The following is a 21469-nucleotide window of genomic DNA, read 5'->3' on the forward strand; positions in this document are numbered from 1 at the left end:
TTTCCAATTATATATTAGTTAACGCACATAAGCAGTGAGACATTAATCAAATATTTCGCGACGCTCTACTTTAAATTCAGCGCTTTATATTCACAAAACTAATAATTAGGCAAATTTGATTGTTAATTCAACAGAAAATGGGATGTAACGCAAAGCCTTGTACATGAATGCCGTGCAACATACACACAGCGAAGCAACCCTCTCTCTCCTATTCAACTTATCAAACAAGGGCACCTATGCAATCAATAGCAATAAAAAATGTCGTATTCGATGTGGGTAATGTGTTGGTGAGATGGTCGCCATTAGAAATTGTAAGGCTGACATTTGGCAATGATGTCGACGCCGAGGCGTTAGCCAAAGACTTGTTTATGAGCACTATCTGGTTAGATTTGAACAAAGGGCTTATTACTGAAGCACAAGCTAAACAGCGATATCAATCGGAAAAAGCACTTTCAGATAGCGAAGTCGAACGTTTCTTTTACTACGTGAAACACACTCAATTACTGATGTATGGCAGTGTCGAGCTTCTTAAACGCATCAAAGCCGCAGGATATAACGTGTTTGCACTGACCGACAACGTGGTAGAGATCGTTGAATTTCTAAAAGCCACTTACGACTTTTGGCCACTATTTGAAGGCGCGACGGTATCAGCAGAGCTGGGATTGTTAAAACCTCAGCCAGAGATTTATCAAAGCTTATTGGAAACCCATCAACTCCTCGCGCAAGAAACTGTGTTCCTTGATGATATGCCTTATAACGTTGAAGGGGCACGAGCGGTAGGATTAGCGGCAATTCAATTTAAACATGCAGAACAGTGTGAACATGAATTAAAAGCGATGGGATTACGCTTTTAGAGTGGCAAGAACTGAAAAGAGCAGCACGTCGCTGCTCTTTTCTGAATTAGGCTTCTTGTTACAACCGTTACGAGTAAACGACGTTTTCTTCTATACCATTAACCAGTGATTGTGCATTTGACCAACGGAACACTTTCTCAAGGACTTCACCTCCACCAGGCGCTTTCCAGTTGCGTTCTTGGCATTCTTGTCCACCAATATGCTGGTAGAACTGGATTGCTGGTTCATTTTGAGAAATCACTTCAAGGTACAAGCCACTGTCTTTAAAGTACTGTTGTTGCCATTCTGCAACCGCTAATAGAAGTTGCTTCCCGATGCCGCGACCGCGATAACTGTCATCCACATGAAGCGCTTCAATAAAACTGCCGCGTTCAAAATCATGATTCCCAAACACACAAACAAAACCAAGAAGAAGCCCGCCCTCTTCTGCTAACACCACATGCTGGTTGAATGGTGGGTTGGTTAAGCGAGTTTGCCAAATCAACAATTTGTCGTCGATGGCTTCGCTATCAAGGTAACCATCACTTAGCATACCACGGTAGTGACGCTTCCAACTGTCCACGTGCAACTGCGCGATGCGTTCATAATCCTTATATTCCGCTAATCGTAATTCCATTACGTATTCCTATGTTCTTTTATTGCTTCTCTAACGAGCTTTGGCATTTTCCACCTCTTTAACTACATATTTTTGGCAGATTTTACAAATCTATAGCCACAGCTCATTGATTAATACTACTCATTATTCGTTTAAAAGCAAAAAATCCCACTGACTACACCAGATTATTGCGAGTTTGGCCTTAGCGATAGAACTGTCACAACTCGAAACAAAGTCACCTAACTTTAGTTTGACTTACACGTGTACGCTGATATTCTAGCGAACAGTTGTTAGCTCAAAGTTAGGGACACATCGTGACGCATAATAAACCGCCTATTATCTGGTTGAATCTATTAATATTTTCTGCCAGTTTTATTCTGACTTTTGTTGTATTGCCTTGGTATGCATACCACTACGGATTAGGTTGGGAACATCTAATCTGGGGTATCATCGCCTTTAGTTTTACCAATCTCTCCATTACCGCGGGTTATCACCGTTTATGGAGCCACAAAACCTATGAAGCTCACCCAGTTTTACGATTCATCTTTGCCATCGGTGGTGCTTTCTCTCTTCAAAACAGTGCAATGCATTGGTCTTCTGATCATCGTGTTCACCACAAACATGTGGATGACAATGACAAAGACCCGTATTCAGCGAAGCGCGGTTTTTGGTATTCGCATATTGGTTGGATGCTTCGCGATTACAACAAGTCAAAAGAGAACGAGTACACAAACTGTCGTGATTTGAAGCGAGACAAGATCGTTGTATGGCAGCATAAGTATTACGTTTCTTTAGCCATTGCGACTAATATTGGCTTCCCTCTTGCACTAGGTCTTATCTATGGTGATATCTGGGGAATGTTCCTGATCGTTGGTGCCGCTCGCCTGTTCTTGAGCCATCACACCACTTTCTTCATCAATTCGCTGGCGCATGTTTGGGGTAAACAGACTTTCACCGATAAAAACACCGCTCGTGACAATGGCATCTTAGCCTTCTTCACTTTTGGTGAGGGTTATCATAACTTCCACCACATCTTTGAGAACGATTACCGAAATGGTGTGTACTGGTGGCATTACGACCCAACTAAATGGTTGATCAAATCATGCTCTTGGCTTGGGTTAACAACCAAACTTCGTACGACATCGACTTTCCGTATCGAAAAAGCGCGCGCAACTCAGTTGCTGAAAAAGGCAAAAGAAAAGTTAGAAACGAAACCGAATAGCCAATCGATTCGTGACCAACTTCAGCAGGAATTCGATGCACTCGTACACCACATGCAAGAATATTATGAAGCGCGAAAAGAAGTGCTTGGTGAGAAAACAGCAACCGTAGTGAAAAAGTACGAACGTTCCGTATCAAAGCTGAAATACGAACAAATTAAGGAAGAATTTGAACGTCAACAACGCAGTTGGAACCTCTTGGTGCGACGCTACGCATAACGTGTAACTCGCGCTTCAATATAAAGATGTCAAAACAAAAGCTCCGTTAATTCGGAGCTTTTTCGTTCAATCAAGCCCCTTTAACGTGATCTAGCTCGAACTATCGCTTTTCCCACTTTTTAATCATTTCGTACGATTTTTATTCGACAAATTGTTCATATTTTCGTTTCTTTAAAAACAACAAAACCAGTACATAACACCTGAAAAACGTAATTTAAACAATATAATCCAACGCAATTATTTATTAATCTATTATTTGTTTTAGATCATGCTAGCTCTAATTTAGTCTCGTGCCACAGGAAAGAATTCTGTAAATTCTCTGACATAAACTGAAACAGTTTCTTTCTTTTTTTCATAATATCTGGAGACAACCCTATGTTAGAGCTCTTAATTGGCTTGGTAGTGACCATTGCTGTGGGTTATTTCATTGTCAAAGGCTACAAAGCCGCTGGCGTGTTATTAACCGCAGGTATTAGTTTGCTTCTTATGACTGGTCTGCTTGGCCATGACGTTCTGCCATCAAAAGTAACCTCAACGGGTAATATGGTGACGGACGCACTAGAGTACGTAAAATACATGCTTCAATACCGTGGCGGCGGCCTTGGTATGCAAATCATGCTACTTTGTGGCTTTGCGTCTTACATGACCCACATCGGCGCAAACAATGTAGTAGTAAAACAGTTCTCTAAACCGCTTTCTGTTATCAAGTCTCCATACGTCCTTTTGGTAGCGGCTTACATCGTGGCATGTTTGATGTCTCTTGCAGTGAGTTCTGCAACAGGTCTAGGCGTGCTATTAATGGCTACCCTATTCCCAATGATGACAGCAATGGGTATCTCTCGCCCTGCTGCGGTAGCAGTGTGTGCTTCACCAGCGGCAATCATCCTTTCACCAACTTCTGGTGACGTGGTTATCGCGGCAGAAAAATCAGGCCTAGCGCTTGACGTGTTCGCGGTTCAAACCGTACTGCCTGTGTCTATTTGTGCAATCATCGTAATGGCTGCAGCGGCATTCTTCTGGAACAAATACCTAGATAAGAAAGACAACACGCCAATGGAAAAGATTGACGTATCTGAGATCAAAGCAGATGCGCCAGCGTTCTATGCGGTTCTTCCTTTCCTACCAATCATCGGTGTATTCCTATTCAACGGTCGCACGATTCCTGGCCTGACTCTAGACATCTACACTATCGTGGTAGGTTCTATCTTCTTGGGCGCTGTGATTCACTATGTGGTGAACAAGTTTGACGGTAAGAAATCACTTGAGGATCTTGATTCTTGTTATGCGGGCATGGCAGATGCGTTTAAAGGCGTGGTAATGCTGTTGGTTGCGGCGGGTGTATTCGCGCAAGGTCTTATGTCAATTGGTGCTATCGATAACCTACTACACCTTGCAGATAATGCGGGTGCGGGCGGTATCGCGCTAATGCTTATTCTAACCGGTCTAACTGTTGCTGCTGCGATTGCAACGGGTTCTGGTAACGCACCGTTCTACGCGTTCGTAGAGCTTGCTCCTTCACTGGCTGCGAAGATGGGTCTTAACCCTGCGTTCCTAATCATCCCAATGCTACAAGCTTCTAACCTAGGCCGTACTATCTCGCCAGTATCTGGTGTAATCGTTGCGACTTCTGGTATGGCAAACATCAGTCCGTTCGAAGTAGTAAAACGTACATCAGTGCCAGTTCTAGCAGGTCTGATTACTGTGATCATCGGTACTATGGTGCTTGTACCAATGACAGCATAAACTGCGGTTACATAACGCTAATCAGTAAAGGCTCGGCTTCTATGTCGAGCCTTTTTTATTCTACGACTCTTCTCTTACGCCCTTCTCTTTTTCATTCACCAGCCTTTCGTTTTATTAGGTCGAGCGTTTTATTAAGCAATGCATTCCATATTTTCAAAGTGCTCCACATTCTCAGCAGTCTGATTTGCTTACTATCTCAACAGCTTATATAAAAATCCCATACATTCACAAAATGGAACTTACTATGACTTCACTTATTGTTTTTATCGTCATCATTTTGCTTATCGCGGTGTTTGCGGTCAGCATTTACAACAAGCTAGTGACGCTACGTAATCGCTTTAAGAACAGCTTTGCTCAGATTGAAGTACAGCTGAAACGACGTTACGACTTAATCCCAAACCTTGTTAGCACCGCAAAAGGCTACATGGAGCATGAGAAAGAAACGTTTGAGCGAGTAATTCAAGCTCGAAACCAAGCAATCTCTGGTTTAAAAGCAGCCAGTAACGCACCAGACAGCGACGCCGCCATCAGCCAATTAGCACAAGCAGAAGGCATGCTACAAAATGCGCTAGGCAAGTTAAATGTGGTTGTAGAAGCGTACCCCGAACTGAAAGCAAACGAAACCATGAGCCAACTGCAAGAAGAGTTGACTAGCACAGAGAATAAAGTCGCTTTTGCTCGCCAAGCCTTTAATGATGCAGTCACCAGCTACAACACCTACAAGCAAACTTTCCCACCAGTCTTGTTTGCCAATATGTTTGGTTTCCAAGACGGCAAGTTGTTGGAATTTGCAGATACTGAAGCCATCCAAGAAGCGCCTAAGGTTGAGTTCTAATGAATTTCTTTGACCATCAAGATACCGCGCGACAACGCACCGGGCTTTTGGTGTTTCTGTTTTCCTTAGCGGTATTTGTCATTACGGGTTTGGTCAGCGTCCTATCGATTGGTATTTACTATGGGGTGACGGGTGAGCCATTTGATCAAAACACGGCCATTAGCTATGTCTTACTGTGCTTTGCGGGTGTCGTGTTGATCGTAGCAATAAGTTCGATGATTCGCCTATCTGACTTATCTTCGAACGGTGGCCGAGGCGTTGCAGAAAGCATTGGTGGTAAGCTGATTTCCTCCAACACGATAGACGCCAAACACAGGCGACTTCTTAACGTGGTAGAAGAAATGGCGATCGCGTCAGGGATTCCCGTTCCTCCTGTTTATGTGATGCAAGAAGAACGAGGCATCAACGCGTTTGCTGCAGGTATGAGTATTGATGATGCTGTAATCGGTGTTACACAAGGCGCACTAGACACCTTCACACGTGATGAATTACAAGGCGTTATTGCGCATGAGTTCAGCCACATCTTAAACGGTGACATGCGCCTGAACACACGTTTAATCGGGGTACTCTTCGGCATCACTTGCATTGCCCATTTCGGTCATCTGGTGTTAGACAACACACACCACACCAGTCGCGTCTCAAGAAGTTCTTCCGATTCAGATAAAGGCTTCGCCGTCATTATGTTAATAGCGATTGTCTGCTTGATTCTAGGCTGGGTTGGCACTTTGTTTGGTTCAATGATCAAAGCGGCAATTTCAAGACAAAGGGAGTTCTTAGCCGACGCGAGTGCGGTTCAGTTTACCCGTAACGATCAAGGCATCGCTAGCGCTTTAAAAAAGATAGGTGGTTGCAACGCTGGGTCTTATCTTAACGCCAAAGCAAGCAGCCAAATGAGCCATATGATGTTTGGTCAGAGCAACTTATCTGGCTTTACTGGTTTATTTGCTACTCACCCACCACTTGAAGAAAGGATTCGCCGGATTGAGCCTAATTGGGATGGCAGTTTTTTGAGTAAAAGTCGTAGCCAAGGAGCAACTTTCGGTAATGAACAAGTCAGTGGGTTTGCGTCGGACGCCGACTTTAGTACCCAAGACTTAGGTACCCAAAACGCAGAGCCAATAAGTGTCGCGCCAACTTCCTCAGAGTTAAGTGAGACAGGGAAACAACTCATCAGCCAATTGCCACAAGACTTGGTCGACATAGCACGTGAGCCTTATAGCGCTCGTTTTATTGCGTTGCTGCTGATTTTTGATGGAAGCAAAGTGCAGCGTGAGATGATCAAAGGCCATATTCCAATGGTGTCGCACGCAAAGTTATTACCTTGGTTAGATTACGAATTACCAACGCATTTGCGCCTTCCTCTTTTGGAGTTAGCGATCCCTGCCCTAAAAGCACTTAGTGAAGGCCAAAAGAACCGGCTGTGTGAAGTGCTGCGTGAATTATCACAAACTGACAATCATTACTCTCTCGGTGAGTGGTGCGTCATTAATTTACTTGAGAAGCAGCTCATCGCACCTTTTGGGTTTACTCGTCAGAACAAAACCCTTGAGCAACTGGAAGAAAGTGTACATTGGTTACTGAGGGAGCTCGCTTGGGTCAGCCACTCAGAGCCACAAGCGGCGCAACTTGCATTTAATTCAGCCCTAACATCTTTAGGTTTCGCAGAAGTAACATTGGAGCCTGCAAACAAGAATTGGCGCTTGAGCCGCGCTGCATTAGAGCTGTTGCTGCAACTGAAGCCCGTTCAACGACGTCAGTTCGTTAAAGCGTGCCGTTTGGCCATTGAATCGGATGGGAAGATCACCGTTGCAGAAGGTGAATTGTATCGAGTGATAGCATGCTTTTTGGAAGTACCCGAGCCTCCGCTGACTGTGACGATTTAAACACAGAAAGCAAAACGCCAGCGATAATCGCTGGCGTTTTTGTGTTCATCAATTGATTACTCTGATTAAGCCGCTTTGAAGCGCTCAGGAATCTTGGTGATGCTTTGACGGTAGCTGAACCATAGGTAGGTTACTGCTAGTGAGAAGAACAAGTAAGACAAAGCAAATACGATTGGAGACGTAATCAGCTCAGCTGACATACCCCACATCACACCGACCACAGTAATCGTCAATTTAGACAACATGCCACAGATCAGTAAGAACAAAGCAAGCTGTGGGAAACGCGAACTACGGAATGCGAAAAAGTAGCAGCTACCTACTGCAAGCGATGCAATAGAAAGACCTAGCATGAATGAATGGATGTGATCTGCTGATGCGACACCTGCAGAAACAGAAGCCATAAGTAATAGGAACAATTTCATAAGTCACCTCACTACAAGTAGAGAAAAGCATCCTTTCATTAATGAAAACTCATTTTGCGCCCTATTTTGCTTATCTATTTAGCAATTACAAGCACATTTTTTGCTCACTTTGTGTTCAAGCCTCCCCTTCGAATCTAGTTATTACAAGCGGTTAACATTCTCGAATTTATAAACCCTTTAGATCCTGCACTTACAAAAAGCAGTCTCTATTTTGGCCACTTTTGTTACAGAACATTAACACTTAAACATTTTGAAACTTTTTGCTTAAACTGTGAGCCAAACACCCATGTTCGAGCTATCAACCTTGTTTCACTTAGGATCTCACTACCAAACCAAAGCTTCTTTACGTTAGATCAACATTTTCTTCATATATAAAACGCTCTCATTACAATCATTTTTAATGTTTCAAATTATTTTTAGCCACAGGGGTAAAAAGAGATTCCAATCACACATTTATTGGTTATAATCCGCGCTCATTACGTTATGTGTTGAAAAACGCAAACTTATTTTGAGTAAACCCTATCTTTAAACCGACCCCTCTTTGCTATCTGCCAAGAGGTATTACTGAGAACAAAAATGAGCAAGATTGATAAAGCTATGCGCATCCTGTTAGCAGGATTCTGTATCAACCTTTGTCTTGGCATCCTGTATGCTTGGAGTGTATTCAACAAAGCACTAGTGACTGAGTCAGGCTGGAGCGCAGCAGAAGCATCTGCACCTTACGCGACTGCAACTATTACTTTCTCTATCTGTCTTCTTGTTGCAGGTATTCTTCAAGACCGTATGGGTCCACGTTTGATCCTAATCCTAGGTACTGTTCTAACAGGTCTAGGCATGATCGCGTCTGGTTTTGTTAACTCACCACTAATGCTGAACATCACTTTCGGTGTAATCACTGGTGCAGGTATCGGTTTTGGTTACGCGTGTCTTTCTCCTTCAGCAATGAAGTGGTTCCACGCATCTAAGAAAGGTATGGTTAACGGCATCATCGCAGCAGGTTTCGGTCTAGCAGCTATCTACCTAGCTCCTGTGACTTCTGCACTGATCGACAGCATGGGCATCCAAACGAGCTTCCTAGTTCTTGGTGTTGGTATCCTTGCTATCGCTGTTCCTCTAGCAGCAACAATCAACAACCCACCAGCAGATTACACGCCAGCAGAGCCTAAAGTAAAAGAAGGTCAAGCACCTAAGGTTGTGAAGAAGTCTGACGACCTAACTTGGAAAGCAATGCTTAAAACGCCACAGTTCTACTCCCTATGGATCATGTACGCGTTCGCAGCTTCTGTTGGTCTTATGATCATCGGTAACATCACAACTATCGCAAGCGTTCAAGCGAACCTACCAAACGCGGTTTACCTAGCGTCTATCCTTGCGGTATTTAACTCAGGCGGTCGTGTAGCGGCAGGTATGCTTGCAGACAAGATCGGTGGCGTACGTACTCTTCTTCTAGCGTTCGTTCTACAGGGCATCAACATGGTTCTGTTCGCAACGTTCAAAACTGAGTTCACGCTAATCATCGGTACAGCAATCGCAGCAGTAGGTTACGGTACGCTTCTAGCAGTATTCCCTACTCTAACGGCTGAATTCTACGGTCTGAAGAACTACGGTACTAACTACGGCGTGCTTTACACAGCATGGGGTATCGGTGGTGCAATCGGTGCAGCTGTTGTTGGTTTCTCAATGACTAACGGTGACGGCTACGGTCTTGCTTACACTATCTCAGCAGTAATGATGGCAGTGTGTATCGTACTAGCGTTCATCACTAAACCACTGACTGAAGCGAAAGTAGCACAACTGAAAAACGCTTAATCGCCAGTCCAGTTCTATTTATCTAATAGATCTGCAGAAATTGATTCGAAAAAGGCTTAACCTATGGGTTAAGCCTTTTTTATTGTTAGTTGGTTATGGAAAACACCGTCGAACTCGCGCCAGATTACTATCTCGATAACTTCTTTAAGCTCACACAGCACGCTACCAAGTGGTACAGCGATTTACTTAGCGAAGATGAACACCAATGGCTATCCGCGTTTAAGAGCTTAAGCAAGCCTGCACAGTGCCTTCTTGTACGCCTATACAGCCGTAAAGGGTGCTGGTTTCGTAGCGACAAACTCAACTATCAAGAAATTGAGAACATCCAGTGGGCTTTGGATGAATTGGCAACTCATGGTTTTGTCTCGCTCTCCCCTGACCTAACGATACAGGAGTTAGCAGCGAATCTACTGACCAAGCCAGAGATCGTCACGCTCTATCCTGAGCATCCTAAATCCCTCAAGAAAGAAGCGTTAGTGGCATGCCTAAGTGAAGAGCGTTTCGAGCTATTTGAGACTCTCGATTTCACGGTGATTAAGCTTAACTCCGCACACATGATTGATGTTTTGCTGACTCTGTTTTTTGCTAATACCCATCAAGACCTCAGTCAGTTCGTGCTTGATGACTTAGGCTTACACCAATTCGAACAATACCAGTTAAGTAAAGCGCGTCGATTCTTCGAGAGTAGAGAGCAAATCGATCGGCTTATTGAACTCAGCCAACTCTCCAACCTTTATTGGCAATGCGACAGAAAACAAAAAGCGAACCTCGATATTCTTATCGAAGCAATGCCAGAAAAGGTTGAACATCGCTACGTCGATCGTAAACGCGAGCACATGATTAACGACATTGCCCGTGATTACGAACGCATAAACGAACTTGAGATGGCAATTGCGCTGTTTGAGACGACCACACTCGCGCCAAGCCGAGAGCGTCGTGCTCGCATATACGACAAGCTAGAACAAAACGATTTATTTTGTGACATTGTCACGACCATGCTCACTGACCCTATCGATGTCTCTGAGTTTGAGGTGGCACAGAAGCTCGAACAACGCGTTAAACGCAAACAGGGTTTGAAAGTCCCGAGAGCCACCAAGCCAAAATGCAGCGAATACCACATCGAATTGGATCTGTCCCAACAACGTGTGGAGCTGGCAACCAAAGCGCATTTCGAAAGTTTAGGTTGGACCGTTTTCTATTCCGAGAATACCCTACTCAACAGCTTGTTAGGATTGACCTTGTGGGATGCGATTTTTGCACCAATAGAAGGCGCATTCATTAACGCTTATCAACATCGACCATTGGATTTGTATCACGCCGATTTTGCCGATAAAAGAAAGCAGCTTATCGACAATGCGCTTGAGCAAGTTCGACAAGGAAATACGCAAGCACTGCTTGATACATACCGAGATAAAGTTGGGATCAGTAATCCCTTCGTCAGTTGGGCATATGTGAACGAAGAGTTGTTGTCCCTAGCTATTGAACACATCCCTAATGACCTGTTGGTCGAACTGTTTAACGTGCAGTTGAGCGACCTAAAACTCTATCGAAACGGTATGCCGGATTTGATTGCATTTAAAGATGGGAAGTTTGAGTGGATTGAAGTGAAAGGTCCGGGCGATAAACTCCAAGATAACCAATGGCGTTGGATCAAGGAGTTCAATCGCCTCAATGTGCCGTTCTCAGTCTGTTATGTAACGGCACAAGGTTAGGAAAAGAACCAGATAGCCTTAGCTGCGTACTTTGGCGTTCTTCTGACCTTTCTTCTCTTTCAATTGATCAATCACGTAGCTTGGTGCGACTTTCTCTAGTTCGCCCAAGCACTCATCTGTTTTCGGGTTGTCGTAACGAACATAAATGTCACAAACCGCATAAAGCTGTTCCGGCGCACCAGAAATCAAATACGCTTGCTCAAAAGACTTCACCGATTTGTCTAGGTTGTAGTCTTCTTGCAGGACGCCATTGAGATACCAGTAGTAGCTGTTATCTTTCGCCATGTTGGCCGCTTTTTCGATTTCTGTCGCTGCATTCTTCTTCTCATCCAAACGTACTAGTGTCAGCGCTTTCGAATAGTGCAAAGACGCATTATCAGGATGAAGTTTGATCGCAGAATCCAACGTCTTCACTGCATCAGCATCGCGTTGCTGCGCTCGGTAGTTGTCGGCCAGGCTTAGCCAGATTTGTGGATTCTCCGGCTGATTGGTCACCAAAGCTTGATAGATTTTATCTGCTTTATCCCATTCATGGTGCCAACGATAGACATCCGCTAATAACAGTTTCGAGCCGTCGTCTTTCTTGTGCTCTAAGTAGCTGATCAGTTCTGCAACCGGGGCTTCAAGCGTTTGCTGTTGCTCGCTGCTCACGTTAGAAAAGTCACGCACTAAGTTGGTCGCAGCAGTAATGCGAACCATGGCCTCTGGATCACTCAACAGTGGCTCAATCATGCGCCAGCGATGTTCAATCGTGTAAGGTTCTGCTCCCACAATCGCGGCTTCACGAACCGCAGGATCTTGGTCTTGAAGGCTGCGTGCAACTGCCACCAGCGCGTTTTGACTTGGGTATTTTGCCAACTCATGCAACGCTTCAATGCGCTTTTCTACTGGTTGTTTCACGTCTTGAGCTTGATAAGACCACTTCGCAACCACTTGCTGTGGTGACATCTGTGCTGAATGGGTTTCCTCCGCACTTGTCACGCTCGCAGAAGAAACTTGGTCTGGTGCTAGCAAGGTTTCATCCTGCGCAGCAACAGATTGGCTTACGGTGACGCCTAGAGCGATGGCTAACAACGTTTTAGAGAAGGTCATATCAATCCCCTTAAAATTTGGTTTCGAATACAGGACGCTTCGCCGCTTGTTGGCGTAACACTGCATCACTGTATTTGCCATGTGCCACAGGGTTACCCGTTGCACGAAGAATGTATGCCATTGCCTTATCAGCATGAGAGAAGAACTTTTTCCAACCTGCACACAGGTAGTTCAACCCGGGTTCACCGTCTTTGGTGCGAATGAAACGGTTTTTCGGACACTCGCCGTAGCAAGCGAATTGGTAATCACACTGTTGGCATTGTTTGGTTAGCGAGCGAGTCTTGGCAAAGCCAAACTTTTGCTGCTCAGGACCATACGCCAAGGTGTCTAATTTTTCGTGGTGGATGTTGCCAATCTTGTATTCTGGATAAACGTAGTGGTCACAAGCAAAAACATCACCGTTTGGTTCCATTGCCAAGCCTTTGCCGCAAATCTCGCCCAGTGTACAAAGTGGGTTTTTGCGCCCCATCCAAGTCTCTACACTCGCTTCAAAGTACTGAACAAACACCTTGCCAATGTCGTGTTGAATCCACTCATCAAAAATCGCGATAAGGAAGTTACCCCACGCCTCGTCTGCCACACACCATGGCTCAACCACAGAGTCTTTGTGACCAGGAATAAGACGCTTGTCGCCTTGTTTCAGCTGCTCTTGCGGCTCCCATGTTTGGGGTGCGGTAGTACGGAACGTTTTCTGTTCTACGATGGGAATAAACTGCATTTGCGGAGAACGCACTTCATCACGCAGGAATCGGTACACCTCAAGAGGATTGCGACTGGTTAGATTGTTGACACAAGTTAGCGTTGCGAACTTCACTTCGTGTTTATGCAGCAGTTCAACAGCCTTCATCACTTGGTTAAACGTGCCACGTCCTGCGCGGTTGGTTCGGTAAGCGTTGTGCATCATTTCTGGCCCGTCGATACTCAAACCGACCAAGAAGTTATTTGCTTTTAGAAATGCACACCAATCGTCGTTGAGCAACGTGCCATTGGTTTGTAAATCGTTAGAAATGACCACACCTTCAGGCTTGTACTTAGATTGAAACTCAACAATCTTTTTAAAGTAATCCAAGCCCAACATCGTTGGTTCACCACCCTGCCAAGAGAAGATGATTTCCGGCGTGTTCTGTCCTTCAATGTACTGACGAATGTAGGTTTCTAACGTCTCTTCATCCATCACAGGCGTGCAGCCTTTTTTGTACTCAAGTAAGTCCTGTTTGCTGAGGTAATAGCAGTAAGTGCAATCAATGTTACAAGCCGCCCCAATAGGCTTTGCCATGACATGTAAACGCTTAGAGGCTTTACCGTTGAACTGAGGACCTTGAGTAATGTGCATACGTCACCTTTTTCGTTATGAAATGCAGCTGAGAACGCTCATAAGCGTGCCATTCTCACCTTGATGACCTAATCATAAATCCCATTAATACAAGAGGCTTGTTATACCGTTTATAACCTTTTTTCATAGCATTTATTGCTAATATTTATCGTGACTTTTTTGGCGAGAAACTATTGATGAAATCATTTAAAAGCAAATCGTTAACCGCACTTTCCATTCTATCATTCAGCGTATTAATGAGTGGTTGTGCAACTCAATCACCGCACCCTATCGCGCTCAACATTGATCAAGACATGGTGTTGGTTGAAGGCGGTTCATTTGTCATGGGATCGGACAGCGACTCCGCCAAGAAGGCAGAAACCCCAGCACGCGAAGTAAAGGTAGACGGCTTTTACATTTCCAAATTTGAGGTCACTCAAGAATTGTTTGAATCTGTCATGGGTTCTTCAATGAGTTACTTCCAAGGTGCAGACATCCCGGTTAACAACTTGAGCTGGCAGCAGGCAAATTACTTCATCGAGAAGTTGAACGAGCTGACCGGTGAAAACTACCGCTTACCGACAGAAGCGGAATGGGAGTTTGCCGCTAAAGGCGGTAACAAGAGCCAAGGTTTCACTTACGCAGGTTCAAACAACATTGCTGATGTGGCGTGGTATGCCGACAACTCCAAAAACCAAGCTCACCCCGTTGGTCAAAAGCAGCCTAATGAACTTGGTCTGTATGACATGACAGGTAACGTTGGTGAGTTCGTGATCGACGCGTATGACGATACTTTCTACCGTTATGGCCCAACCGAGAATCCAAACAACGCTAAAGATGAAAAAGCCGGCCTAGCACACAAGTCCGTACGAGGCGGCAGCTTTGCCTATGATTCTGATGAATCAGAGAATTTCCGTCGAGATTTCGCAAGCCAGTCTATAATTATGTCGGACATGGGACTTCGCCTTGCTAAAGATGCTGATTAAGCACGATTACGCATGAGAAGCGACGTTACTGCCCCTTTGCGCATTCTTACCAATTAACACGTCTCTTGGTTAGGGAAATGGTTAGGGAAAGAGGCTAAATCCACGTTGTTCTCATTTACGTTTCACCTCAAATGTATACAAGCAATACATTCAAACTTAGGTAAATAATAATATGAAGAAACACATCTGTGCCCTTGCAGTCTTATCTGGTTTATCGTTTTCAGCGATGGCTTTAGATTGCGACCCAAGCTTGCTGCCTTCTTGGAAAGATGGAGCAAGTAAGACCGCCATCGTAAACTACGTTGACCAATCTTTGGATACAACGAAATCGACATTCATCCCTGAGCAAGACCGTATTGCCGTGTTCGATAACGACGGTACGTTATGGTCAGAGAAGCCTTTCTACTTCCAGCTGGCCTATGCGCTAGACGAAGTGAAGGTCATGGCAAAAGACCACCCAGAATGGAAGACGCAAGAGCCGTTCAAGTCAGTATTGAACGATGACATCGAAGGCGTCTTTAAGGGCGGTGAAAAAGCACTGCTTGAGATCGTTAAAGTCACACACAGCGGCATGACGGTTGAAGAATACCAAGAGAAGGTCGCACAGTGGCTAAAAGCTGCAAAAGATCCACGTTTTGGTAAGGCGTATACCGAACTGACTTACAAACCAATGCGTGAAATGGTGACCTATCTGCAAGAGCACGGCTTTAAGACCTACATCGTCTCTGGTGGCGGTGTGGACTTTATGCGTGTTTGGGCACCAGAAGTGTACGGCATCCCTGAAGAACAAATCATTGGTAGCGCACTAAAATACAAGTACGACTACAACGACGGTAAGCCAACCGTGACTAAATTAGGTGAAATCCTAACGATTGATGACAAAGCCGGTAAAGTGGAAAACATTCAACACATCATCGGTAAGAAACCTGTTCTCGCAATTGGTAACTCAGACGGTGACCACGCGATGATGCAGTGGGCAACCAGTCAGCCAAACTCGATGGCGATGATCGTTCACCACACCGATGAAGATCGCGAGTGGAAATACGACCGTAAATCCAGCGTCGGCCACTTAGATAAAGCGATGGATGAAGCCAACCAACGCGATAACTGGCATCTTATCGACATGAAAAACGAATGGTGCACCGTCTACTAACACCATGACGACTTCTTTAAAGCTCCCCTTCTTGGGGAGTTTTTTTATTCATTTTCAATCGTTAGCCTTTTCTTCACGATCACTTCACGACTCTTCACACACAATGCCTCCCATCAAAACGAAGAGGTAAAAACAGAATGAAAAGAACAGTCCTGACGATTCTAGCAGCAAGCTCATTTTCGGTAGCAGCAGCGCCTTATGTGGGTTTGGAGTATGGATTCGGCACCACCGACCACGATTTTGAAACATCTTTTGACGCTGACGGTGTGAATCTAAATCCTGAATTGGAAGACGGTATTTTTGGTGGCTTTGTTGGCTACTCTATCAACGACTCTTGGGCGGTAGAACTGGGCTACAACCAATTTGAACTAGAAGATAGCCGTTCAAAGAACCTAGGCATCCAGAACATTGATGGAAAAGACTACCACCGTGAAATGGAATGGGATTCATCCATCAAAGCAAAACAAATCACTCTTGCGCCTGTGTTTAGCTACGCATTAAACGATAAATGGACCACCAAAGTAAAAGCGGGGCTGAGCTACACACAATACGAATCGAAAGCCGGTAAGTACGAAGAGCACGAACTGGTTTCAAATGACGATGTGGAAATGAGCAAAACACTTTTCCACAGCACAGAAAAGAATAACGAGTTGGGTGCCGTGTTCTCCGTTGGTGCTGAATACAAAATCTTCCCTCAATTGACCATCGGCGCAAACGCGAAGTACCAACTTGATAGCTACGCAAACACAGCATCAATCAACGTAGGTTCTACTTACTATTTCTAACTTAGGAAGCCATTAGCATGAAAAAACTGATTCTTGCGTCAATGCTCGCCCTACTTTCAGGCTCAGCATTGGCTGCCTTTACCGGTCCTGAAACCGCTGCAATCAATACCGTCAAAGAAGCACAAAAAGCGGCTGATGACAGCTATGTGTTGTTAACGGGTAACATTGTGCAAGCGTTGGGCAATGAGACTTACCTATTTAAAGACAACACGGGTGAAATCCAAGTGGAGATCGACAACGAAGACTGGATGGGGCAAGACGTGTCACCAAAAGATCAAGTTGCTATCCGTGGTGAAGTGGATTCGGAATGGACTAAAACTCAAATTGAAGTCGATACCATTCAGAAACTTTAAGCACTAGCGATTATCCCTTGTTCCAATTAAGCAAAAGCCACCTTTATTGGTGGCTTTTCGTTTTTCTAGTGAACACTCAAGCAAGGGCAATGTGGCGGAAGCACCAAGCGAATGCTTTGTGGTTTGACATCAAATCGAATCTTATTAGAACGGTAAGGCTCACCGTCCAAATTCAATGGTAACGTTTTAGGAAAATCAATCTCCAACCAACTCGCCTGAGTATGCTTAACAAACTGCCCAGTCTCAGTTGGGTTTTGAATTTCATCAATCACTTGAGGTAGCTCATGGGGCAAGAATGGATGCACCAAAGTAATGTCCATTAAACCATCATCAATAAGTGCGTTTGGCGCGAGCTCTTGTCCGCCACCAGCTAAACGACTATTACAAAACGCGCCAACGAGAATTTCTCCCTGATAACTGCCCTGCTCTATCGTCAACGAGCCATCATAAGGTTTAAACCCTAGCGCTTTTACTAGTCCTGTTAATGTGTAAGCGCCACCACCTAAAAAGTTCTTCAGCTCTACGGGCGTCTCTGCGGTAATCTCTGCACCAAAACCTGCCGCTGCAATGTTCATAAAATAACGGTCGTTGGCTTGAACGCTATCTACCGCAACGGCGTCACCATTGACCGCAAGCTCAATGGACTCTCGAATCGTAGTTGGGATTTTGGTTGCAGTCGCAAAATCATTCGCCGTCCCCATTGGTATAATGGCCAATTCAGGCCGAGCATTCGCGTCAATCTGGTTGAACGCTGTGACCGCTTCGTTGACAGTCCCATCACCACCCGCAACAACAATACGTCTAATGCCTTCATTGACCGCTTCTTTAACTAAGCGCCCCATGTCTGCAGATTCCCAAGTCACACGAACTTGTAAATCTACCCCCTGCTCTCGCATTCGCATGATCTCGTTACGGAGTTCAGGGGTTCCGGCTTTCTTACCGTTTAGAATGGCACGTATTGTCTTCATGCTCGCTCCTCGTTATCGAATCGTTTTACCCGCTTGTTTTAACTGAGCTCTTAGCCATTGATGCGCGCTTTCATTACTGCGGCTAGAGTGCCAAATTGCACAAAGGTCATGCACACTGTCATTGAAAGGCAACGGCACGGCTTTGATGTCATAGGTTTTTGAGAAGTGTTCGATGGTCGACAGTGGCAACATTCCAATGTATTCACTGCCGTTGATCACTGGCAACATTTCCATTGCACCAGCCGCGCGATACACAATGTTGCGACTCGCCAAATCTTCAATGTCTTCACCCGTTAACAAACTATTGCGAGCGTGCCAACGAGATACAACAACGTGTTCTTCCGCCAAGAATTGCTCAACTGAACAAGAATCTTCAATGCGCGGGTGCTCGGAGCTGCATACCACCATCAAACGCTCAGAAAAGATTGGGTCCATTTTTAATACCGTTCGCCCACGTGGCGGCAAATCGATGATCAAATCGTATCTTTGTAAACGTAAGTCGCTTTCGTAATCTTCGGTAAACAGCGGATGCACTTCTAACCCGATATTAGGGGCTTGCTCGCGGATCTGACGCATCAGTTGTGGCATCAACTCATAGCTCGCTACAGATACACAGGCGATCGAAAAAATGCGGTTAGAAACTTTAGGATCGAAACTGCTAGAAGCGGAAAGCGTAGAGGTGAAGTTTTTTAACGCAGCAACCATTGCGGGATAGATATCCATCGCAAAGCTGGTTGGCTCGACGCCAGAAGTACTTCGGTGGAAAAGTGGTTCATCGTAGATATCACGCAGACGAGCCAGTGCTTTGCTCACCGCAGGTTGGCTGATATCAAGACGAGCAGCGGCCTTAGACAGGTTCTGCTCTTCGTAAATCGCCACAAAAATTGGGATAAGGTTTAAATCGGTGCTCTTCATTTTGCAAACATAAAACAGGACATGGTCTTATTTTAGCTAACAGTATGATAGTTAACGACTCAGAACACCGGATTTGAGCGTCTATGCATGTTTTCGCGAGTTTTAACCTCGCATTGACGAAGAATATTCTGAAAATCGCTCAGGATTTTCCTAGGTAAGGGGTTAAAAAGGCACTCACCTCTTCGCCACACAAACCAATTTCCACTTCTACGCCACCTTCTTTTAGGATGTCGATACCACGACCAGCGTTACGTGGGTCAGGATCTAACATGGCAACCACCACTTTTTTGATACCGCAAGTCACTAAGGTTTTTGCGCAAGCAGGTGTACGTCCAACAAACGAACACGGCTCTAGTGTTACGTACGCGGTCACGTCACTTAAATTGCCGTTGTAAGCCTTGAGAGCTTCAACTTCTGCATGATTGCCACCAATCGCCTGTGTATGCCCCTCTGATACGATTTCACCGTCTTTGACCAGCACGCAACCAACAGGTGGGTTTGGTTGACAAGCAGGCAGCGCGTTGCGTGATACTTCCAACGCACGAAGCATAAATTGTTGGCTCATTTGGATCTGATACTCGTTATTCAAAATTTGGGTGATGGATTCTAACGCCAGCATGCTTTCCTCGCTATATAAAAGTGTTTGCAAAGCTCTTACGTTTGGCCTCTCCAAACAAATCAATCCCTTTATGATTTTCACAAAAAATAAAACGGGGCGAACCGAAGTTGCCCCGTTAATTACCACTCTTCAGACCGCATTCCGAAAAAGTGACTAACGAATTCTCATCGTTAGTTCTACTGCACGAAGTTGCGCCAATGCTTTGTTCAACTCCATGTGTGCCTGTGCAAAGCTGATGTCGTCCACATGCGCGCGAATGTTTTCTTCCGCCGCTCTGCGAGCTTCTTCTGCCCTTGCTTTGTCGATGTCTTTACCATGAAGCGCAGTATCCGCTAGCACAGTAACCACATCAGGTTGGACTTCGACCAAACCACCAGAGACATACAGAATCTCTTCAGGCTTCGACAAGTCACCGGTAATACGAGCAACACCCGGCTTGATTTTACTGATCAGCGGTGAGTGACCAGGACGAATACCTAACTCACCATCCGCACCTGCTACCGCGATAGCGTGCGCTGGACCTGAGTAAAGTGTGCCCTCTGCACTTACCACATTCAGCTGAAACGTATTTTGTGAAACCGCTATGGCCATATTGCCTCCCGCGCTTTACAGTTTTTTCGCTTTTTCAAGCACTTCGTCGATGTTGCCGCAGTACATAAATGCCTGCTCTGGGATGTCATCGTACTGACCATCAAGCAGCGCTTTGAAGCCTGCAATGGTATCTTTTAGCGGAACGAATACACCCGGTTGACCCGTAAACACTTCAGCTACGTGGTAAGGCTGAGTTAGGAAACGTTCAACTTTACGAGCACGAGATACCAAGCGCTTATCTTCTTCAGACAGTTCATCCATACCTAGGATGGCAATGATGTCTTTTAGCTCTTTGTAACGTTGCAGCGTTTGCTGAACTTTACGCGCCACATCGTAGTGCTCTTGACCAACGACTTGAGGATCAAGCTGACGTGATGTTGAATCCAATGGGTCAATCGCTGGGTACAGACCCAAAGCAGCGATGTTACGAGACAGAACAACGGTCGCATCCAAGTGCGCAAACGTGGTTGCTGGCGATGGGTCGGTCAAGTCATCCGCTGGTACGTAAACCGCTTGGATAGACGTGATAGAACCATTCTTAGTCGACGTGATACGCTCTTGAAGCACACCCATCTCTTCTGCCAGTGTTGGTTGGTAACCTACCGCAGATGGCATACGACCAAGCAATGCCGACACCTCAGTACCTGCCAATGTGTAACGGTAAATGTTATCCACGAACAACAGTACGTCACGACCTTCATCACGGAAACGTTCTGCGATGGTCAAGCCTGTTAGCGCAACACGTAGACGGTTACCCGGTGGCTCGTTCATCTGACCGTAAACCATGGCTACTTTGTCGAGAACGCCCGCTTCCTTCATTTCGTAGTAGAAGTCGTTACCCTCACGAGTACGTTCACCTACACCGGTAAATACCGACAAACCTGAGTGAGCTTTAGCAATGTTATTGATAAGCTCCATCATGTTTACCGTCTTACCTACACCCGCACCACCGAACAAACCGATCTTACCGCCCTTCGCGAACGGACAAATCAAGTCGATAACTTTAACGCCCGTTTCTAGTAGCGCAGTACTGTTAGATTGCTCTTCGTAGCTTGGTGCATCACGGTGGATCTCGTAAGACACTTGCTCACCGATTGGACCACATTCATCGATTGGATGACCCAACACGTTCATGATACGACCTAGGGTTTCTTCACCCACAGGTACCGTGATTGGGTTGCCCGTAGATTCGACTTCTAGGCCACGTTTAAGGCCATCTGAAGAACCCATTGCGATACAGCGAACTACACCGCCGCCCAACTGTTGCTGAACTTCCAGCATCAGTGAGCCATCGCTGCCATCGTTGATTTTCAGTGCATCGTAAACTTTCGGGCCTTTGCCTTGTTCGAACTCGACGTCGACCACCGCACCGATGACTTTGACGATTTTGCCAATACTCATAA

Annotated in this window: 20 protein-coding genes; 11 read left to right on the forward strand and 9 right to left on the reverse strand. The window is 45.3% G+C overall.

Annotation, left to right across the window (positions count from 1 at the left end; all coding sequences use genetic code 11):
• Positions 1-236 precede the first annotated feature (236 nt).
• Positions 237-854 (forward strand): HAD family hydrolase, encoded by a 618-nt coding sequence (locus A9237_RS22185; protein WP_033005631.1) that lies wholly within the window; start codon positions 237-239, stop codon positions 852-854.
• A gap of 67 nt (positions 855-921) precedes the next feature.
• Here A9237_RS22185 and A9237_RS22190 read toward each other — a convergent pair whose 3' ends face one another.
• Positions 922-1470, reverse strand: a complete 549-nt coding sequence (locus A9237_RS22190; RefSeq protein WP_005437703.1) for a GNAT family N-acetyltransferase — start codon at positions 1468-1470, stop codon at positions 922-924.
• 293 nt (positions 1471-1763) lie between these two features.
• Here A9237_RS22190 and A9237_RS22195 point away from each other — a divergent pair, with 293 nt between their 5' ends.
• The 4 genes from A9237_RS22195 (at position 1764) to A9237_RS22210 (ending at position 7349) form a co-directional block, all read left to right on the forward strand.
• Complete coding sequence (locus A9237_RS22195; protein WP_078609697.1) at positions 1764-2888, forward strand: acyl-CoA desaturase; 1125 nt, start codon at positions 1764-1766, stop codon at positions 2886-2888.
• Positions 2889-3263: 375 nt separating this feature from the next.
• Positions 3264-4631 carry an anaerobic C4-dicarboxylate transporter DcuC gene (gene dcuC, locus A9237_RS22200; protein WP_005437706.1) on the forward strand — a complete coding sequence of 456 codons (1368 nt, stop codon included), beginning with the start codon at positions 3264-3266 and terminating at the stop codon, positions 4629-4631.
• 244 nt (positions 4632-4875) lie between these two features.
• Positions 4876-5466: a LemA family protein gene (locus A9237_RS22205; protein WP_033005634.1), complete on the forward strand. Its 591-nt coding sequence runs from the start codon at positions 4876-4878 to the stop codon at positions 5464-5466.
• Positions 5466-7349 (forward strand): M48 family metallopeptidase, encoded by a 1884-nt coding sequence (locus A9237_RS22210; RefSeq protein ID WP_078609698.1) that lies wholly within the window; start codon positions 5466-5468, stop codon positions 7347-7349. The genes A9237_RS22205 and A9237_RS22210 overlap by 1 nt, the downstream gene beginning before the upstream one ends.
• A gap of 65 nt (positions 7350-7414) precedes the next feature.
• On the opposite strand, the gene A9237_RS22215 is transcribed toward A9237_RS22210, so the two are convergent.
• Positions 7415-7771, reverse strand: a complete 357-nt coding sequence (locus A9237_RS22215) for a hypothetical protein (protein ID WP_009704179.1) — start codon at positions 7769-7771, stop codon at positions 7415-7417.
• 576 nt (positions 7772-8347) lie between these two features.
• Here A9237_RS22215 and A9237_RS22220 point away from each other — a divergent pair.
• Positions 8348-9580, forward strand: coding sequence for an L-lactate MFS transporter (locus tag A9237_RS22220; RefSeq protein ID WP_009704178.1), 1233 nt, complete (start codon positions 8348-8350; stop codon positions 9578-9580).
• A gap of 95 nt (positions 9581-9675) precedes the next feature.
• Positions 9676-11292, forward strand: a complete 1617-nt coding sequence (locus tag A9237_RS22225; RefSeq protein WP_078609699.1) for a VRR-NUC domain-containing protein — start codon at positions 9676-9678, stop codon at positions 11290-11292.
• An 18-nt stretch (positions 11293-11310) separates the two neighbouring features.
• On the opposite strand, the gene A9237_RS22230 is transcribed toward A9237_RS22225, so the two are convergent.
• Both A9237_RS22230 and A9237_RS22235 read right to left on the reverse strand, forming a co-directional pair.
• Complete coding sequence (locus A9237_RS22230; protein ID WP_078609700.1) at positions 11311-12384, reverse strand: HEAT repeat domain-containing protein; 1074 nt, start codon at positions 12382-12384, stop codon at positions 11311-11313.
• 10 nt (positions 12385-12394) lie between these two features.
• Entirely contained in the window at positions 12395-13717 is a 1323-nt protein-coding gene (locus tag A9237_RS22235) for an anaerobic sulfatase maturase (protein ID WP_005437723.1), read from the reverse strand.
• Positions 13718-13893: 176 nt separating this feature from the next.
• On the opposite strand from A9237_RS22235, the gene A9237_RS22240 reads away from it, so the two are divergent.
• From A9237_RS22240 to A9237_RS22255, 4 genes are all read left to right on the forward strand, one after another.
• Positions 13894-14682 (forward strand): formylglycine-generating enzyme family protein, encoded by a 789-nt coding sequence (locus A9237_RS22240; protein ID WP_005437724.1) that lies wholly within the window; start codon positions 13894-13896, stop codon positions 14680-14682.
• 172 nt (positions 14683-14854) lie between these two features.
• Positions 14855-15835 carry an HAD family hydrolase gene (locus A9237_RS22245; RefSeq protein ID WP_061009490.1) on the forward strand — a complete coding sequence of 327 codons (981 nt, stop codon included), beginning with the start codon at positions 14855-14857 and terminating at the stop codon, positions 15833-15835.
• Between the two features lie 137 nt (positions 15836-15972).
• On the forward strand, positions 15973-16620 hold the full coding sequence (locus A9237_RS22250; RefSeq protein WP_005437726.1) for an AcfA family outer membrane beta-barrel protein: 648 nt from the start codon (positions 15973-15975) through the stop codon (positions 16618-16620).
• A 17-nt stretch (positions 16621-16637) separates the two neighbouring features.
• Positions 16638-16973, forward strand: coding sequence for a YgiW/YdeI family stress tolerance OB fold protein (locus A9237_RS22255; protein WP_005437727.1), 336 nt, complete (start codon positions 16638-16640; stop codon positions 16971-16973).
• Positions 16974-17038: 65 nt separating this feature from the next.
• Here A9237_RS22255 and yegS read toward each other — a convergent pair whose 3' ends face one another.
• The 5 genes from yegS to atpD form a co-directional block, all read right to left on the reverse strand.
• Entirely contained in the window at positions 17039-17941 is a 903-nt protein-coding gene (gene yegS, locus A9237_RS22260; protein ID WP_078609701.1) for a lipid kinase YegS, read from the reverse strand.
• 12 nt (positions 17942-17953) lie between these two features.
• Complete coding sequence (locus A9237_RS22265; RefSeq protein WP_078609702.1) at positions 17954-18856, reverse strand: LysR family transcriptional regulator; 903 nt, start codon at positions 18854-18856, stop codon at positions 17954-17956.
• Positions 18857-18995: 139 nt separating this feature from the next.
• Entirely contained in the window at positions 18996-19421 is a 426-nt protein-coding gene (locus A9237_RS22270; protein WP_078610242.1) for a bifunctional diaminohydroxyphosphoribosylaminopyrimidine deaminase/5-amino-6-(5-phosphoribosylamino)uracil reductase RibD, read from the reverse strand.
• 207 nt (positions 19422-19628) lie between these two features.
• Entirely contained in the window at positions 19629-20066 is a 438-nt protein-coding gene (locus A9237_RS22275) for a F0F1 ATP synthase subunit epsilon (RefSeq protein ID WP_005431788.1), read from the reverse strand.
• Positions 20067-20081: 15 nt separating this feature from the next.
• A complete protein-coding gene (atpD, locus tag A9237_RS22280; protein WP_005431749.1) occupies positions 20082-21467 on the reverse strand; it encodes a F0F1 ATP synthase subunit beta in 1386 nt (461 codons plus the stop codon).
• Positions 21468-21469 lie beyond the last annotated feature (2 nt).

Source organism: Vibrio owensii (assembly GCF_002021755.1).
In the GTDB taxonomy this organism is placed as follows: Bacteria; Pseudomonadota; Gammaproteobacteria; order Enterobacterales; family Vibrionaceae; genus Vibrio; species Vibrio owensii.